The following is a 19,061-nucleotide window of genomic DNA, read 5'->3' on the forward strand; positions in this document are numbered from 1 at the left end:
TCGGTGAGGTGGTGTGCGGTGCGGTGTCGCTCGATGGGGGTGTGGCCGGGTGCGCTTCAGGCCGCGGGCTGCAGCCGCGCCAGCGCGAGGGCGCCGTGCAGCGAGGACAGCCCGCCGAGCACGGCCGGCCGGATCGCGGGGGTCGGGCCGCCGGGGCGGGCCAGCGCGGCGGCGTGCGCCTCCACCCGCGCCGTGAAGCCGGGCAGCCCGTCGGCGAACCCGCCGCCCAGCACGGTCAGTTCGGGGTGGAACAGCTCGCCGAGCGAGACGGCCGCGGCCGCCAGCGCGGCGCAGGTCTCCTCGACGGCCTCCACCGCCCACGGCGCGCCCTCGGCCAGCCCGGACCGCAGCTCCGGGTACTCGACCGGCGCGCCGCGCAGCAGTTCCGCGCGCCGCAGGGTCGCGGGACCGGAGGCGGTGGCCTGGAGGCAGCCGCGCCGCCCGCAGTCGCAGACCGGGCCCCGGCGGTCGACGATCAGGTGGCCCGCCTCGCAGGAGCCGCGCCCCTGGCCCGGCAGCGGCGCGCCCCCGTGCACGACGCCGCCGCCGACGCCCGTCCCGACACCCAGGTAGACCACGTGCCCGGACCCGGCGTGCACCGCCTCGGCGAGCGCGGCGAGGTCACCGTCGTCCGCCCAGGCCAGGGCGGCGGCGGGGAAGAGCCGCCGCAGCGCCGGGACGAGGTCGAAGCCGCGCCAGTCGGGGCGGCCGGGCCAGGCGAGCACCCGGCCGTCCGGGCCGAGGGTCGCGGGCACGGCCACCCCGACCGCCGCGAAGTCGCCCTCCCAGCGCTCGCGCAGGTCGGCGACCGTGCCGGCCAGCGCCGTCCAGTCGGCGTAGGCGCCGGCCACCCGGGCGCCGGGCCAGCGCAGCACGGCCTCCTCGGTGCGGACCGGCCCGCTGGGCGGACCGTCCTCGGCGCGCAGCGCGACCTTGGTGCCGCCGATGTCGATGCCGAGCACGCCCCGGGCGGCCGTCGGGGCCTGAGCCGTCGGGGCCTGCGGCATTGGGCCCTGAGCCGCGGGGCCCTGAGCCGTCGGAGCCTGAACCGCGGGGCCCGGCGCCGCCGCGGCCTGCGTCGTCGTCGTGGTGCCCCCAGCCGGGGCGCCCGTCGCGAAGCCCATCAGGACGCCGGGACCTTCGCCAGCAGCGCCTGCGCGGCGAGCCGGTAGCCGAGCGCGCCGAGCCCGACGATCACGCCCGAGGCGATCGGCGCCAGTACCGACTCGTGCCGGAAGGACTCGCGCGCCCAGACGTTGGACAGGTGCACCTCGACGAACGGCCGCGGGTAGGCGGCGAGCGCGTCGCGCAGGCCCCAGCCGGCGATCATCAGCGCGCCCGGGTTCACGATCGCCCCGACGGAGCCGTCCCAGGCGTCCTGCACCGCCTCGATCAGCTGGCCCTCGGACTCGCGCTGGACGGAGACCACCTTCCAGCCCCGGCCGGCCACCTCGGCGGCGACCGCGGCCTCGATGTCGGCCAGGGTGTCGGTGCCGTAGACCTCCGGCTCGCGGCGGCCGAGAATCCCGAGATTGGGGCCGTTCAGCAATAGCAGTTCGCTCATATTCCGGTTATAGCAGCGAATTCCCCGGACGAAACCGGAGCGGGTTGCCGAACTGCAGGACAAGGGCTTTGTAGGGGGGTGCGTAGGGGAGGTGACGGGCCGGATTTCCTGGGTTAGCGTCCCGTTCCACGGTCCCCCCGACAGGAAAGGCTGCGCGGAATCATGAGTGCCCAAGGACGTCCGGCCCCGGAGTTCCCGGTCTGGCCCCAGTACGACGATGCCGAGCGCGAAGGACTGCTCAGGGCCCTGGAGCAGGGCCAGTGGTGGCGGATGGGCGGCAAGGAGGTCGACACCTTCGAGCAGGAGTTCGCCGACTACCACGGCGCCGCCAAGGCGCTCGCCGTCACCAACGGCACCCACGCGCTGGAGATCGCCCTCCAGCTGCTCGGTGTCGGCCCGGGCACCGAGGTCATCGTGCCCGCGTTCACGTTCATCTCCTCCTCCCAGGCCGCCCAGCGGCTCGGCGCCACCGCGGTGCCGGTCGACATCGACCTCGACACCTACAACCTGAGCCCCGAGGCGGCCGCCGCCGCCATCACCCCGCGGACCCGGGCGATCATGCCCGTCCACATCGCCGGCCAGATCGCCGACCTGGACGCCCTCGACAAGCTCGCCGCCGACTCGGGCGTCTCGATCGTGCAGGACGCCGCGCACGCCCACGGCGCCCGCTGGCGCGGCCGCCGGGTCGGCGAGCTGGGCTCGATCGCCGCGTTCAGCTTCCAGAACGGCAAGCTGATGACGGCCGGCGAGGGCGGCGCCGTCACCTTCCCGGAGACCGCCCAGTACGACGAGGCGTTCCTGCGGCACAGCTGCGGCCGCCCGCCGACGGACCGGAAGTACTACCACCAGACCTCCGGCTCCAACTTCCGGCTCAACGAGTTCTCCGCGAGCGTGCTGCGCGCCCAACTCGCCCGCCTGGACGGCCAGATCAGCGTCCGAGAGGAGCGCGCCAAGCTGCTCAAGAGCCTGCTGACGGAGATCCCCGGCGTGGTGCCGCAGGGCCACGACGAGCGGGCCGACCGCGTGCCGCACTACATGGCGATGTTCCGGGTGCCCGGCCTCGGCGAGGACCGGCGCAACGCCCTGGTCGACGACCTGATCGCGCGCGGCCTGCCCGCCTTCGTGGTCTTCCGCGCCATCTACCGCTCGGACGGCTTCTGGGAGTCGGCCGCGCCCGACACCACCGTCGACGCGCTGGCCAAGGCCTGCCCCAACAGCGAGGCGCTCACCGCCGACGGCATCTGGCTGCACCACCGCACCCTCCTCGCGAGCGAGCGGGCGATCGAGGACACCGCGCAGATCATCGCCGACGCCCTGGCCGCGGTGTGAACGCGCGGGTGAGCACCGCCGGACGGGGGCCGGACGCCCCGGTGCGGGTGGCCGTCGTCGGCCTAGGGTGGGCGGGCCGCACCATCTGGCTGCCCCGCCTGACGGCCCACCCGGCCTACCGGGTCACCGCCGTCGTCGAGCCCGGCCCCGGCGGCGCGGAGCACGTGCCGGCCGGCGCCGCACTCCTCGCCGACGCCGACCTGCTCGGCCCCGACGTCGACCTCGCGGTCGTCGCGGTGCCCAACCACCTGCACACCCCCGTGGCCGAACGCCTGCTCGCCCGCGGCATCCCGGTGTTCCTGGAGAAGCCGGTCTGCCTCAGCTCCGCCGAGGCGGACCGGCTGGCCGCCGCCGAACGCGCCGGCGGGACCGTCCTGCTGGCGGGCAGCGCCGCCCGCTACCGGCCGGACGTCGCCGCCCTCACCGAACTGGCGGCGGACCTCGGCCCGATCCGCCACGTCGACCTCGCCTGGGTCCGCGCCAGCGGTGTCCCCGACGCCGGCGGGTGGTTCACCAGCCGGCGGCTCTCCGGCGGCGGCGCCCTGGTCGACCTCGGCTGGCACCTGCTGGACACGGCCCAGGCCGTGCTCGGCGGCGACGTCCGGTTCCCGTCGGTGCTCGGCTCGCTCTCCGCCGACTTCGTCAACGACGGCAGGCGCGGCGCCGGCTGGCGCGGCACCGAGGGGCCGGACGGCGCGGGAGACGTCGAGGACACCGCCCGCGGCTTCCTGCTCACCGACACCGGCGTCTCGGTGGCGGTGCGGGCGAGCTGGGCCTCCCACGAGTCCGTCGACACCACCCGGATCACCGTGGAGGGCGCCACCGGTTCCGCGACCCTGGAGTGCACCTTCGGCTTCAGCCCGAACCGCCGGGTCCCGCGCCTCACCCGGACCCGCGACGGCGTCACCACCGAGGTCCCGCTGCCCGGGGAGAACGTCGGCACCGAGTACGTGCGCCAGCTCGACGAGCTGCCCGCCGTTCTCGCCGACCCGGCCTCGCGCGGCGCGGCCGTGAAGCGCGCCCACCACACCATCTCGGTCATCGAGCGGCTCTACGCGGCGGCCCGCGCCCCGCGGCCGCGGCTCGCCGACGAGGCCGCGGCGCTCGCCGTCTGACCGTCGTCGGGGTCCGACTGCCGTCCCCGCCGTTCCCCGCCGAGCCGCGGCTCCACCCGAGCAGCCCCGTGCCCCGGCCCCGGAGGCCGTGCCCATCCCGTCGGCCCCGGGGCGCCAGGCCCGGTCACCCGTCCGGGCAGCCCCTCGTCCCATGGAGATCCCATGCCGATCGACCAGCTCGCAGCCACCGCCCCGACCACCGGGCCCGACGGCCACGCGCTCGCCGCCCGCTCCCCGCTGCGCGCCGTGGTCTTCGACCTCGACGGCGTCATCGTCGACAGCTTCGACGTGATGCGCCGGGCGTTCCTCACCGCCTACGAGGAGGTGGTCGGCGACGGCAACCCGCCGTTCGAGGAGTACTGCCGCCACCTCGGCCGCTACTTCCCGGACATCATGCGGATCATGGGGCTGCCGCTCGCCCTGGAGGAGCCCTTCGTCCGGGAGAGCTACCGGCTCGCCCCCCAGGTCACCGTGCACGCCGGGGTGCGGGAGCTGCTCGTCGACCTCAACCGGCGCGGCATCCGGCTGGCCGTGGCCACCGGCAAGAGCGGCCCCCGGGCCCGCTCGCTGCTCGACCAGCTCGGCCTGCTGCACCACTTCGACCACGTGCTCGGCTCCGACGAGGTCCCCCGGGCCAAGCCCGCGCCCGACATCGTGCTGCGCGCCCTGGAACTGCTCGACGTGCCGGCCGAACGGACCGTCATGGTCGGCGACGCCGTCACCGACCTGGCGAGCGCCCGGGGCGCCGGGGTCGGCGCGATCGCCGTGCTGTGGGGCGAGAGCGACGAGGCGGCGCTGCTCGCCGAACGGCCCGACGCGGTGCTGCGCCGGCCCGACGACCTGCTCGCCCTGCTGCCCGAACCCGTCCCGGCCCACTGACCGGCCGCGAGCCCGCCCCACCCGGCCGCCCCACCGGCCGGTCCGGGCCGGTCCGCCCTCCCCGCCCCGCCGCGCCCACGCCCGGCGGGGCGGCGCCGTTCCCACCCACCGCTCAGCCGCCGGCCGCGCCCGCTACCCCTGCCCCGTCCACCGTGATTAGGGCCCGTATAGGGGGTCGGATAGGGGCGGCCCGGAGCCCCCGCCGCACGAGACTGTGACCGGCGGGAATTCGCGTACGGCCGCCCCGGAAAGGCCGCCCGGCAATTGCGCCGGCCCCGTACCGCGACATTCCGGCCCGGAAATGCAAGCCCCATTCCGCCGCCGCCCACCCCCGGTGCCGGGCGGAAATCGAATGCCCCGCCCGAGGCCCGAACCGGGCCGACCGGAACAGACCCCGAACAGACCCTGAACCGACCCAAGGAAGTGACGGCATGTTGCGCACCGAGCTGATCCGGCCGCTGCCCGAACTGCTGGCCGAGCACGCCCGCGACAGCTCGGACAAGACCGCGTTCCGCGACGCCGTCCGCGGCGTGACCTACGGCGAGCTCCACGCCCGCACCGGCCGGATCGCCGGCCACCTCGCCGACCTGCGCCTCCAGCCCGGCGACCGGGCCGCGATCCTGCTCGGCAACAGCGTCGAGGTGGTGGAGGCCTACTTCGGCATCCTGCGCGCCGGCGCCATCGGCGTGCCGCTCAACCCGCACGCCACCGAGGCCGAGCTCACCCACCTGCTGGACGACAGCGGCGCCCGCGTCGTCATCACCGACGCCGCCCGCGCCGCCGGCCTGGACGCCCTCGCCCGCGGCCGGGCCGACCTGCGGGTGATCGTCACCGGCGAGGGCCCCGTCCCGGCCGGCACCCTCTCCTTCGAGACCCTGGCCGGCACCGACCCCGCCACCCCCGCGCGCGACGACCTCGGCCTCGACGACCCCGCCTGGATGCTCTACACCTCCGGCACCACCGGCCGGCCCAAGGGCGTGCTGTCCACCCAGCGCAACTGCCTCTGGTCGGTCGCCGCCTGCTACGTGCCGGTGCCCGGCCTGAGCGCCGAGGACCGGGTGGTCTGGCCGCTGCCGCTGTTCCACAGCCTCTCCCACATCGCCTGCGTGCTGAGCGTCACCGCCGTCGGCGCCACCGCCCGCATCCTCGACGGCTTCGCCGCGCGGGACGTCCTGGAGGCCGTCCGCGAGGAGTCCGCGACCTTCCTGGCCGGCGTGCCCACCATGTACCAGCAGCTGGTGCGCGCCGCCCGGGAGGACGGCTTCACCGCGCCGGCCCTGCGGATGTGCCTGGTCGGCGGCGCCATGACCACCGCCGCGCTGCGGCGCTCCTTCGAGGAGGCGTTCGGCGCGCCGCTCATCGACGCCTACGGCTCCACTGAGACCTGCGGCTCGATCACCGTCAACTGGCCCACCGGCGCCCGCGTCGAGGGCTCCTGCGGCCTGCCCGTCCCCGGCCTGGGCGTGCGCCTGGTCGACGTGGAGACCGGCCTGGACGCCGCCGACGGCGAGGAGGGCGAGGTCTGGGTGCGCGGCCCGAGCGTGATGCTCGGCTACCACAACCAGCCCGAGGCCACCGAGCAGGCGCTGCGCGGCGGTTGGTACCACACCGGCGACCTCGCCCGGCGGGACGGCTCCGGCTACTTCACCATCACCGGCCGGATCAAGGAACTCATCATCCGCGGCGGCGAGAACATCCACCCGGCCGAGGTCGAGGAGGTGCTGCGCGGCGTGCCCGGCGTCGCGGACGTCGCCGTCGTCGGCAAGCCCCACGAGGTGCTCGGCGAGGTGCCGGTGGCCTTCCTGGTGCCCGGCCCCGGCGGCCTCGACCCGGAGGCCCTGCTGGCCGCCTGCCGGGAACGGCTCTCCTACTTCAAGGTCCCCGAGGAGCTGTACGAGACGGAGCGCATCCCGCGCACCGCCTCCGGCAAGATCACCCGGCACGTGCTGCTGGACGCGCCCGCCCGGCTGCGGGCCGCCGGCGGCAGCCACTACGAGCACCTGTTCCGCGTCGACTGGCTGCCGCTCTCCTCCGTCCCCGGCGCCCGCTCCGCCGCCGGCACCTGGGCGGTGCTCGGCGCGGACGCCTTCGGCCTCGCCGACGCCCTCGGCGTAGCCGCCCACCCCGACCCGGCCGCGCTGGCCGCGGCCGGCCCGCTGCCCGATGCCGCCGTGCTCGGCGTCGGCGCCGGCCTGCGCACCCCCGGGCCGCTCGCCGCCGACGTCGAGGAGGCCGTGCGCGCCCTCGACGGGCAGCTCACCGCCTGGCTCGCCGAGGAACGGCTCGCCGACACCGCGCTGGTCGTCGTCACCCGGGGCGCCGCCGGCCCCGGCGGCGCCACCGACCTCGTCCAGGCCGCGCTGCGCGGCGTGGTCCGCGCCGCCCGGGTGGCGAACCCCGGCCGGTTCCTGCTGGTCGACCTCGACGCGGAGGAGAACGCCGCCGACGCCCTGGCCACCGCCGTCGCCTCCGGCGAACCCGAACTCGTCGTCCGCTCCGGCGTGGCGCTGCGCCCGCGCGCCGCCCGGGTGTCCGCCGCGCTCGCCCACGGCGAGCCCGGCGCCCGCTTCGACCCGTGCCGCACCGTCCTGGTCACCGGCGCCGACGGGCCGGCCGCCGCCGCCGTCGCCCACCACCTGGTGGCCGGCCGCGGCGTGCGCCGGATCCTGCTCACCAGCCCCCACGGCCCCGCCGACCGGGCCGCCGCCGAACTCGCCGGGCGGCTCACCGCCGCCGGCGCCGAGACCACCCTCAGCGCCCTCGACCTCGCCGACCGCGACGCCCTCGCCGACTGGCTGGCCGGCCCGGGCACGCGCCTCAACGCCGTCGTCCACACCCCCGGCGCGGCCTTCCCCGGCCTCGGCGCCGCCCTCGCCGCCGCCGTCAACCTGCACGAACTGACCGCCGGCACCGAGCTGTCCGCCTTCGTCGTGCACACCCCCACCGTCGGACCGCTCGGCACCCCCGGCGCCCCCGGGGAGGCCGCCGCCGCGGCGTTCCTCGACGCCCTCGCCCACCACCGCAGCCGCCACGGCCTGCCCGGCCTCGCCCTCATCGCCGGCCCCGCCGACGGGGACGGACGCCCCGTGCCGCCCGGCCTCGGCCGGCTCACCGCCCAGGAGAGCGCCGCCGCCTTCGACGCCGCCCACCTGGCCGACCACACCTCCCTGCTGCTGCTCCGGCTCGACCCCGAAGGGCTGGACGCCCTCGCCCCGCAGGACGTCCCGGCCCTGCTGCGCGACCTCATCGACACCCCGGCCGGCCCGAGCGCCCCGGACACCGCGACCGCCGCCGCGCTGCGCCGCCGCCTGGCCGGCCGCCCGGCCGCCGACCGGCAGCGCGAGCTGCTCGACCTCGTCCTCGCGGAGACCGCCGGGCTGGCCGGCGACGGCCCCGACCCGATCCGCCCCGACGGCCCGTTCAAGGACCTCGGCTTCACCTCCGCCACCGCCGTCGAGCTGCGCGGCCGCCTCACCGCCGCCACCGGCCTGCGGCTGCCCGCCACCCTCGCCTTCGACCACCCCAACCCGACCGCCGTCGCGGCCTTCCTGGTGAACGCGCTGACCGGCCGTCCGGCCACCGCCGCCCGGCCCGCGCCCGTACCGCGCACCGTGCCGCCCGCCGAGGACCCCGTCGTCATCGTCGGCGCCGCCTGCCGCCTGCCCGGCGGCGTCGCCTCCCCGGCCGACCTGTGGCGGCTGGTCGCCGAGGGCACCGACGCGATCACCCCCTTCCCCGCCGACCGCGGCTGGGACCTCGACGCCCTCTACGACCCGGACCCGGCCGTCCCCGGCACCTCCTACGCCCGCCACGGCGGATTCCTGCACGACGCGGGCGAGTTCGACGCCGCCTTCTTCGGGATCTCCCCGCGCGAGGCGCTCGCGACGGACCCGCAGCAGCGGCTGCTGCTGGAGACCTCCTGGGAACTGCTGGAGCGCGCGGGCATCGACCCGACCTCGCTCAAGGGGCAGCCGGTCGGCGTCTACGCGGGCCTGATGTACCACGACTACGCCACCGACCTCGCCGAGGTCCCGGACGGCCTGGAGGGCTACCTGGGCACCGGCAACGCCGGCTCGGTCGCCTCCGGCCGCATCTCCTACACCCTCGGTCTCGAAGGCCCGTCGGTGACGGTGGACACCGCCTGCTCCTCCTCCCTGGTGGCCCTGCACCTGGCCGCCCAGGCGCTGCGCGACGGCGAGTGCACGCTCGCCCTGGCCGGCGGCGCCGCGATCATGGCCCGGCCCACCTCCTTCGTCGAGTTCTCCCGCCAGCGCGCGCTCTCCGCCGACGGCCGGGCCCGGGCCTACGCGGCCGGCGCCGACGGCACCGCCTGGGCCGAGGGCGTGGGCCTGGTGCTGCTGGAGCGGCTGTCGGACGCCCGGCGGTTGGGGCACGAGGTGCTGGCGGTCGTCCGGGGTTCGGCCGTCAACCAGGACGGCGCGTCCAACGGTCTGACCGCCCCGAACGGCCCCTCGCAGGAGCGGGTGATCCTCGCCGCCCTCGCCAACGCCGGGCTGACGCCCGCGGACGTCGACGCCGTCGAGGGGCACGGGACGGGGACCTCGCTGGGCGACCCGATCGAGGCGCAGGCGGTGCTGGCCACCTACGGGCAGGGCCGTCCGGCCGAACAGCCGCTCTGGCTGGGGTCGTTGAAGTCCAACATCGGCCACGCCCAGGCCGCCGCCGGTGTCGCCGGCGTGATCAAGATGGTGGAGGCGCTGCGCCACGGCGTGCTGCCGAAGAGCCTGCACATCGACGAGCCCAGCACCAAGGTGGACTGGGAGTCCGGCGCGGTCGCCCTGCTCACCGAGGAACGGGCCTGGCCCGAGGTCGACCGGCCGCGCCGGGCCGCCGTCTCCTCCTTCGGCGTCAGCGGCACCAACGCCCACGTCGTCCTGGAGCAGGCCCCCGCCCAGGAGCCGGCGCACCGGGCGGTGCCCGCCGGACTCGACGGCGAACCCGACGCCGGCTCCGGCACCCCGGTGCCCTGGCTGCTCTCCGCCCGTTCCCCCGAGGCCCTGCGCGAACAGGCCGAACGGATCGCCGGGTTCACCGAGGCCAGGCCCCTCGCCGAGGCGCCGGCCGTGGCCCGCGCGCTCGCCGGCTCCCGGGCCGCGCTGGAACGGCGGGCCGTCGTGGTCGCCGCCGACCGGGCGCGGGCGCTGAGCGGGCTGCGGGCCCTGGCCGAGGGGGAGGCCACGGCCGGGCTGGTGTCCGGTCGGGCGGAGGTGAGCGGTCGGTCGGTGTTCGTCTTCCCGGGCCAGGGTTCCCAGTGGGCCGGGATGGGTCGTCGGCTGCTCGCCGAGTCGGCGGTGTTCGCGCGGGCTCTGGAGGAGGCCGCAGAGGCGCTGAAGCCCCATGTCGACTGGTCGTTGCTGGATGTGGTGAACCAGGTGCCGGGTGCCGCTTCGCTGGAGCGGGTGGACGTGGTGCAGCCGGTGTCGTTCGCGGTGAACGTCGCGCTGGCCCGTCTCTGGGCGTCGCTGGGTGTGGTGCCGGACGCGGTGGTCGGTCACTCCCAGGGGGAGATCGCGGCGGCGCATGTCGCGGGCATCCTCTCGCTGGACGACGCGGCGGCTGTGGTGGCGTTGCGGTCGCAGGCCATCGCGCGGGGTCTGGCCGGACGCGGCGGGATGGTGTCGGTCGGGCTGCCGCTCGCCGAGGTGACCGACCGGCTCCCCGCCGGGGTCGAGGTCGCGGCGGTGAACGGTCCGTCCTCGGTGGTCGTCGCCGGTGACCCGGCGGGTCTGGACACGCTCGTCGTCTCGTACGAGGAGCAGGGCGTGCGGGTGCGCCGGATTCCGGTGGACTACGCCTCGCACACCTCGCATGTGGAGTCGATCGAGGTCGAACTCGCCGAGCTGCTGGGTTCGGTGAAGCCGCAGGCGGCCGTCGTCCCGTTCCTGTCGACGGTCGAGGGCCGCTGGCTGGAGGGCCCGGAGCTGAACGCCGGGTACTGGTACCGCAACCTGCGGCAGACCGTCCGCTTCGCCGACGCCGTCGACACCCTGGCCGGCGACGGCTTCCGGGCGTTCGTCGAGGTCAGCGCCCACCCCGTACTCGCCCACGCTGTCGTCGAGGCCCTGGAGGAGGCCGTCCAGGCGCCGACCGTCGTCACCGGGACCCTGCGCCGCGAGGACGGCGGCTGGGACCGCGTCCTGCTCGCCGCCGCCGAACTCCATGTCCGCGGCCTGCCCGTGGACTGGTCCACGACCCACGCCGAGGCCGACACCGTCCGCCCGTCCGAACTGCCCACCTACCCCTTCCAGCACCAGCGCTACTGGCTCCGGCCGGGCCGCTCCGCCGGCGACCTCGCCGCCGTCGGCCTGGACAAGGCTGGCCACCCACTGCTGGAGACCGAACTGCTGCTCGGCACCGAGGAAGGCGCCGTCTTCACCGGCCGGATCACCGAACGCACCCTGCCCTGGCTGGCCGACCACCGGGTCGGCGGCGCGACGCTGCTGCCCGGCACCGCGCTGCTCGACGCCCTCGCCCACGTCGGCCACCGGCTCGGCGCGCCCACGGTCGAGGAACTGACCGTCTCCGCCCCGCTCGTCGTCCCGGACGGCGGCGGCCTCGACCTCCAGGTCCACGTCGGCGAGGCCGAGGACGGCCGCCGCGCCGTCCGGCTGCTCACCCGCACCGGCCCCGGCCTGCCGTGGCACGCCAACGCCACCGGAACGCTCGCCCCCGAGGGCCCGGAGCCCGCCACCGCCGACGACCTGACGGTCTGGCCGCCCGCCGGAGCCCGCCCGCTCGACACCGACGGCCTCTACGACCGGCTCACCGTCGCCTACGGCCCCGCGTTCCACGCCGTCGAGGCCGCCTGGCTCGCCGACGGCCGCCTCTACGCCCAGCTCCGCCTCCCCGACACCACCACCGACGCCGCCGCCTACGGCCTGCACCCCGCCCTGCTGGACGCCGCCCTCCACCCGCTCGGCGAGGCCGGCCTCCTCCCCGGCGCCGACGTGCCCAGGCTCGCCTTCTCCTGGGCCGGCGTGCGCCTGCACGCCACCGGCGCCGAGGCACTGCGCGTGGTCGTCACCCCCGCCGGCCCCGACACCCTCACCATCCGGGCCGCCGACGACACCGGCGCCCCCGTCGTGGACGTCGAGGCCCTCACCGTGCGGCCGGTGGACCCGAGCGGCCTCACCGCCGGTCCGGCGGACGACGCGGCCCTGTTCGAGGTCGACTGGGTCCCCGCACCCGAGGCCGCCGACGCGCCCGCCGACGGGCCCGCGGACTGGACCCTCCACAGTGACCTGCCCGAGGACGGCGCCCTGCCGCCCCTCGTGGTCCTGCCCGCCGGTGTGGGCGCGCCCTCCGACACCGTGCCCGAGCGCGCCCACGCCGTCGGCCACGACGTCCTGCGGGCGCTCCAGGCCTGGCTGGCCGACGACCGGACGGCCGACTCCCGGCTCGTCGTCGTCACCCGGCGCGGCGAACTCGTCCAGGAACCCGTCCGGGGCCTGGTGCGCACCGCCCAGTCGGAGAACCCCGGCCGCTTCGTCCTCGTCGAGGCCGACGACCCGGCCGACGCCGCCCGGGCGGTGGCCGCCGCACCGGACGACGAACCGCAGCTGGCGCTGCGCGACGGGCGACGGCTGGTCGCCCGCCTGCGCCGCCCGGCCGCCCCGCCCGCCCCCGCGCCGGACGCGCCGTCCCCGCTGGCCGGCGGCACCGTCCTGGTCACCGGCGCCAACGGCGGCCTGGGCCGCCTGGTGGCCCGTCACCTCGCGGCGGTCCACCGCGTCGCGGAACTCGTGCTCCTCTCCCGCTCCGCCGTACCCGCCGACCTGCTCGAAGAACTCGCCGCGCACGGCACCCTGGTCCGCGCCGAGGCCGTCGACACCGCCGACCGCACCGCGCTGGCCGCCGTCGTCGACACCCTCGCCGACCGGCTGACCGGCGTCGTCCACGTCGCCGGGATCGTCGACGACGGCGTCATCGAAGCGCTGGACGCCGCCAAGTGGCACAGCGTGCTGCGCCCGAAGGTCGACGCCGCCTGGCACCTGCACGAGCTCACCGCCGGCCTCGACCTGGCCGCCTTCGCGCTCTACTCCTCCGCCTCCGGCGTCCTCGGCGGCTCCGGCCAGGGCAACTACGCGGCCGGCAACGCCTTCCTCGACGGCCTGGCCGCCCACCGGCGCTCGCTCGGACTGCCCGCCGTGTCGCTCGCCTGGGGCCTGTGGGCCGAGGCCGCCGGCATGGGCGGCCGGCTCAGCGACACCGACCTCGCCCGGATGGCCCGGGTCGGCACCCGCCCCCTCTCCGCCGACCAGGGCCTCGCCCTCCTGGACGCCGCGCTCACCGGCGAGCCCGCGGCCGTGGTGCCGATCAGGCTCGACGTCACCGGCGTCCGCACCGAGGACCTCCCGCCACTGCTGCGCGACCTGGCACCCGCCGCCCGCGCACCCCGCGCCCTGCGCCGGGCCGGCGCCCGCACCGCCGCGGACGGCGCCGGCACCCTCGCCCGGCGGCTCGCCGGACTCTCCGCCGCCGACCGCGACGGACTGCTGACCGCCCTCGTCCGCGACACCGCCGCCGCCGTCCTCGGCCACGGCTCGGCCACGGCACTGGACGTCGACAAGGCGTTCAAGGAACTCGGCATTGACTCGCTCACCGCCGTCGAACTCCGCAACGCCCTCGGCACCGCCACCGGCCTGCGCCTGCCCGCCACCCTGGTGTTCAACTACCCGACGCCCAAGGCCCTCGCCGCCCACCTCGCGACCGAACTCGTCGGCGAGGAGCCGGCCCCCGCCGCCCCCGCCACCCCCGCGGCACAGGCCGCCGGGACCGAGGACGACCCGATCGCGATCGTCGCCGTCGGCTGCCGCTTCCCCGGCGGCCTCGACTCCGGCGAGGACCTCTGGCGCTTCGTCGCCGCCGGCGGCGACGCCGTCACCGGCCTGCCCGCCGACCGGGGCTGGGACCTCGACGGCAGCTACGACCCCGACCCCGACGCCCCCGGCCGCACCTACGTGCGCGGCGGCGGATTCCTGCCCGGCATCGCCGACTTCGACGCCGCCTTCTTCGGCATCAACCCGCGCGAGGCCCTGGCGATGGACCCGCAGCAGCGCCTGCTGCTCGAAGTCGCCTGGGAGACCCTGGAGCGCGCCGGACTCGACCCCACCGCCCTGCGCGCCACCCCGACCGGCGTCTTCATCGGCACCCACGGCCAGGACTACGGCACCCAGGGCACCGGCGGCGCCGCCGACGAGGGCTACCTGGTCACCGGCAACGCGGGCAGCGTGCTCTCCGGCCGCCTCTCCTACGCCCTCGGCCTGGAGGGACCCGCGATCACCGTCGACACCGCCTGCTCCTCCTCGCTGGTCGCCCTGCACCTCGCCGCCCAGGCGCTCCGCGCCGGGGAGTGCACGCTGGCCCTGGCCGGCGGCGCCTCGGTGATGTCCACGCTCGAAGGCCTGGTCGGCTTCTCCCGGCAGCGCGGCCTCGCCGCCGACGGCCGGAGCAAGGCCTTCGCCGACGCCGCCGACGGGTTCGGGATGTCCGAGGGCGTGGGCCTGCTGCTGCTCGAACGGCTCTCCGACGCCCGGCGGTTGGGGCACGAGGTGCTGGCCGTGGTCCGGGGTTCGGCCGTCAACCAGGACGGTGCGTCCAATGGCCTCACCGCCCCGAACGGTCCCTCGCAGGAGCGGGTCATCCGGGCAGCCCTCGCCAACGCCAGGCTGACGGCCGCCGACGTCGACGCCGTCGAGGCGCACGGCACCGGCACCCCGCTCGGCGACCCGATCGAGGCACACGCCCTGCTCGCCACCTACGGCAAGGACCGCCCGGCCGAACAGCCGCTCTGGCTCGGGTCGGTGAAGTCCAACATCGGCCACACCCAGGCCGCCGCCGGTGCGGCGGGCGTGATCAAGATGGTCGAGGCGCTGCGCCACGGCGTACTGCCGCAGACCCTCCACATCGACGCGCCCTCCTCGCACATCGACTGGTCCTCGGGCGGCATCGCCCTGCTCACCGAGCAGCGGGCCTGGCCGGCGGCCGACCGCCCGCGCCGGGCCGGCGTCTCGGCGTTCGGTGTGAGCGGGACGAACGCGCACGTGATCCTGGAGCAGGCGGAGCCGGCCGGTGCCGCCGAGCCCATCGACGGAGCCGCAACGCCCGCTGACGCCGGGGAGAACGTGGTTCCCTGGGTGGTCTCGGCCGCCTCGGAGGCGGCGCTGCGTCAGCAGGCCGCGCGGCTGGCGGCCTTCGCGGAGGGACAGCCGGCGCCGGACCTCGCCGCCACCGCCCGGGCTCTCGTCACCGCGCGCACCCGGTTCACCGAGCGTGCCGTGGCCGTCGGCGCCGACCGGGCCGCGCTCGTCGCCGCCCTGAAGGCCCTGGCCGAGGGGGAGGCCGCGGCCGGGCTGGTGTCCGGTCGGGCGGAGGTGAGTGGTCGGTCGGTGTTCGTCTTCCCGGGGCAGGGTTCCCAGTGGGTGGGGATGGGTCGTCGGCTGCTCGCCGAGTCCGCGGTGTTCGCGGAGGCGCTCGGTGAGGTCGACAGGGCCTTGAAGCCTTATGTCGACTGGTCGTTGCTGGATGTGGTGAACCAGGTGCCGGGTGCCGCTTCGTTGGAGCGGGTGGACGTGGTGCAGCCGGTGTCGTTCGCGGTGAACGTCGGCCTGGCGCGCCTCTGGGCGTCGCTGGGTGTGGTGCCGGACGCGGTGGTGGGTCACTCGCAGGGGGAGATCGCGGCGGCGCATGTCGCGGGCATTCTCTCGCTGGAGGACGCGGCGGCCGTGGTGGCGTTGCGGTCGCAGGCCATCGCCCGGGGTCTGGCCGGACGCGGCGGCATGGTGTCGGTCGGGATGCCGCTCGCCGAGGTGGCCGACCGGCTCCCCGCCGGGGTCGAGGTCGCGGCCGTCAATGGCCCCTCCTCGGTGGTCGTCGCCGGTGACCCGGCCGGCCTGGACACGCTCGTCGTCGCGTACGAGGAGCAGGGCGTGCGCGTGCGGCGGATCGCCGTCGACTACGCCTCGCACACCTCGCACGTGGAGTCGATCGAGGCCGAACTCGCCGAGCTGCTGGGCTCCGTGAAGCCCCAGACCGCTACGATCCCCTTCCTCTCCACCGTCGAGGGCCGCTGGCTGGAGGGCCCGGAGCTGGATGCCGGGTACTGGTACCGCAACCTGCGGCAGACCGTCCGCTTCGCCGACGCCGTCGACACCCTGGCCGGTGACGGTTTCCGGGCCTTCGTCGAGGTCAGCGCGCACCCCGTGCTCGCCCACGGCATCGTCGAGGCCCTGGAGGAGGCCGTCCAGGCGCCGACCGTCGTCACCGGGACCCTGCGCCGCGAGGACGGCGGCTGGGACCGCGTCCTGCTCGCCGCCGCCGAACTCCACGTCCGCGGCCTGCCCGTGGACTGGTCCACGGCCCACGCCGGAGCCGGCACCGTCCGTCCCTCCGAACTGCCCACCTACGCCTTCCAGCACCAGCGCTTCTGGCTGGAGCCCGTGGCCGCCACCGGTGACGTGACCGCGTTCGGGGTCGCCGCCGCCGAGCACCCGCTGCTCGGCACCCTGGTCGAACTGCCCGACGGGGGCGAGGTGTTCACCGGACGGCTGTCGATCCGATCGCACCCGTGGCTGGCCGGCCACGCCGTCTCCGGGACGGTCCTGCTGCCCGGCGCGGCCTTCCTCGAACTCGCCCTACGGGCGGGGGAACGGACCGGTCTCGGCCGACTCGACGAACTGGTCGTCGAGGCGCCCGGGATCCTGCCCGAGCGCGGTGGCCTCCAGGTCCGTGTCACGGTCGACCCGGCCACCGCCGACGACGACCGCCGGGCCGTCCACGTGCACTCGCGGCCCGAGGACGCGGAGGGCGGCGTGTGGACCCGGCACGCCACCGGCTTCCTGGCGGCCGAGACCGCACCGGAGTTCGGCTACGAGGCGTGGCCGCCGGCCGGCGCGGAGCCGGTCGCCCTGGACGGATTCTACGAGCGGCTGGCCGAGGCGGGCTACGAGTACGGCGACGCGTTCCGGGGCCTGCGGGCCGCCTGGCGGTCGGGCGAGGAGGTGTTCGCCGAGGTCGCGCTGCCGGAGGAACTGACGGACTCCGCCGGGCGGTTCGGACTGCACCCGGCCCTGCTGGACGCGGCCCTGCAGTCCGCCAACCTGGGCGCGGCGCCGGTGGCCGGACCGGGGGAGGTACTGCTGCCGTTCGCCTGGAACGACGTGGCCCTGTACGCGTCCGGGGCCACCGCGCTGCGGGTGCACTCCCGCCGGGAGGGCCCGGACAGCGTCTCCTTCGCGCTGACCGACCCGGTCGGCCGGCCCGTCGGTGCCGTCGGGGCGCTGGTCCTGCGGCCGGTGGCGCCCGAGCGGCTGTCCGCCGCCCGGGACACCGCCGCCGAGCACCTGTACCGCGTCGACTGGGCGCCCGCCGACCTGCCGCGGGCGGCGGACCGCCCGTCCGGGGACGATGTGCTCGACCTGACCCGCGTCCCCGAGGGGCTGTCGGTGCCGCAGGCGGCCCGGGCGCTCGTCGGCGCCGCGCTCGGCGGGATCCAGGAGCACCTGGCCGGTGACTCCGCCGGCCCGCTCGCGGTCCTGACCGCGAACGGCGCCGGGGACCCGGCGGCAGCCGCCGTCCGGGGCCTGGTCCGCACCGCGCAGCTCGAACACCCGGGCCGGATCGTCCTGGTGGACACCGACGGCTCGGCGGTGCCCGCCTCACTCGTGGCCGACGCGCTCGCGTCCGGCGAACCCCACGTCGCCTGGCACGACGGGACCGCGGTCGTGCCGCGCCTGGCGCGTGCCGAGGCGCCCACCGGCACCGGCCCGGTCCTGGATCCGGCGGGGACGGTGCTGGTGACGGGTGGTACGGGGACGTTGGGCGGGTTGGTGGCCCGGCATCTGGTGGAGTCGCACGGGGTGCGGCGGCTGCTGTTGGTGAGTCGTCGCGGCGTGGCGGCGCCGGGTGCGGCGGAGTTGGTGGCCGGACTCGAGGCGCTGGGTGCCGAGGTGGAGGTGGTGGCCGCCGATGTGTCGGACCGTTCGGTGGTCGACGACCTGGTCCGTCGGGTCCCGGCGGAGCGTCCGCTGACGGCGGTGGTGCACACCGCCGGCGCGCTGGCCGACGGCGTCTTCGAGACGCGGTCGGCGGAGGAGTTGGGGGAGGTGTTCGCCCCGAAGGCGGACGCGGCCTGGCACCTGCACGAGGCGACCGAGGGCCTGGGTCTCGCGGCCTTCGTCCTCTTCTCCTCCGGCGCGGGCGTGTTCGGCAGCGCCGGGCAGAGCCTGTACGGGTCGGCGAACGGCTTCCTGGACGGCCTGGCCGGGTGGCGCCGTGAGCGGGGCCTGCCGGCGGTCTCGCTGGCCTGGGGCCTGTGGGCTCAGGCCAGCGGCCTGACCGGGCACCTGGACGAGGCGGACCGGGCCCGGCTGGCCCGGGGCGGCCTGGCGGCCATGGCGACGGAGGAGGCGCTGGCGCTGTTCGATGCCGCGCTGCGGTCCCCGGAGGCGCTGCTGGTCCCGACCCGGCTGGACCGCGACGCGCTGCGCGGGCAGGCGGCGGGCGGCGAACTGAACCCGCTGCTGCGCGGCCTGGTCCGCACCCCCCGCCGCACCGCCGCCACCGCCGGGGCACCGGCCGGCGACGGCCGTGAGGTCCTGTTCCGCAGGCTCTCCGCGGTGGGCGAGACCGAACAGCTCCGGCTGCTCCTGGACCTGGTCCGGGCCAGCGCGGCCAAGGTGCTCGGCCAGAGCATCGACGAGACGGTGAAGCCCGCTCAGGCGTTCAAGGACGTCGGCTTCGACTCGCTGACCTCGCTGCGGATCCGCACCAGCCTCACCGAGGCCACCGGTGTCCGGCTCCCGGCGACCCTGGTCTTCGACCACCCGACCCCGGCCGCCGTCGCCGAGCACCTGCGGGACCGGCTAGGTCTGGCGGGCTCGGTGGCCGTGCCGCCCGTCCTGCTCGAACTCGACCGGCTGGAGCAGGCGTTGGCGGCCACGGCGGGGACGGCCGGCGCGTCCGGGGCGCCCGACGGGCTGCGCGCCCAGGTGGCCGCCCGGCTGGAGGCCCTCACCGCCCGCTGGGCGGAGTCGGGCGAGGAGCCCGAGGCCGAGGGCGTCGACCTGGGCGCCGCCTCGGACGACGAGCTCTTCGACCTGATCGACAACGAACTCGGCCTTTCCTGATGACGGATACGAGGAAGAACCCCATGT

Annotated in this window: 6 protein-coding genes; 4 read left to right on the forward strand and 2 right to left on the reverse strand. The window is 76.6% G+C overall.

Features of this window, described 5'->3' with window-relative positions; genetic code table 11:
* Positions 1-56 precede the first annotated feature (56 nt).
* Positions 57-1,007 (reverse strand): ROK family protein, encoded by a 951-nt coding sequence (locus tag ACFVU7_RS22985; RefSeq protein ID WP_388046804.1) that lies wholly within the window; start codon positions 1,005-1,007, stop codon positions 57-59.
* A 116-nt stretch (positions 1,008-1,123) separates the two neighbouring features.
* Positions 1,124-1,564 (reverse strand): type II 3-dehydroquinate dehydratase, encoded by a 441-nt coding sequence (locus ACFVU7_RS22990; protein ID WP_074003444.1) that lies wholly within the window; start codon positions 1,562-1,564, stop codon positions 1,124-1,126.
* A gap of 162 nt (positions 1,565-1,726) precedes the next feature.
* On the opposite strand from ACFVU7_RS22990, the gene ACFVU7_RS22995 reads away from it, so the two are divergent.
* The 4 genes from ACFVU7_RS22995 to ACFVU7_RS23010 all read left to right on the forward strand — a co-directional run bounded on the left by ACFVU7_RS22995 (position 1,727) and on the right by ACFVU7_RS23010 (position 19,034).
* On the forward strand, positions 1,727-2,893 hold the full coding sequence (locus ACFVU7_RS22995; protein ID WP_117486384.1) for a DegT/DnrJ/EryC1/StrS family aminotransferase: 1,167 nt from the start codon (positions 1,727-1,729) through the stop codon (positions 2,891-2,893).
* Positions 2,894-2,901: 8 nt separating this feature from the next.
* Entirely contained in the window at positions 2,902-4,008 is a 1,107-nt protein-coding gene (locus ACFVU7_RS23000; protein ID WP_107418813.1) for a Gfo/Idh/MocA family protein, read from the forward strand.
* Positions 4,009-4,170: 162 nt separating this feature from the next.
* Positions 4,171-4,887 carry an HAD-IA family hydrolase gene (locus tag ACFVU7_RS23005; protein ID WP_079272307.1) on the forward strand — a complete coding sequence of 239 codons (717 nt, stop codon included), beginning with the start codon at positions 4,171-4,173 and terminating at the stop codon, positions 4,885-4,887.
* Between the two features lie 431 nt (positions 4,888-5,318).
* Positions 5,319-19,034 carry an SDR family NAD(P)-dependent oxidoreductase gene (locus tag ACFVU7_RS23010; RefSeq protein ID WP_388046806.1) on the forward strand — a complete coding sequence of 4,572 codons (13,716 nt, stop codon included), beginning with the start codon at positions 5,319-5,321 and terminating at the stop codon, positions 19,032-19,034.
* The last annotated feature ends 27 nt before the right edge of the window (positions 19,035-19,061 follow it).

This window comes from Kitasatospora sp. NPDC058046, from assembly GCF_042885595.1.
In the GTDB taxonomy this organism is placed as follows: Bacteria; Actinomycetota; Actinomycetes; order Streptomycetales; family Streptomycetaceae; genus Kitasatospora.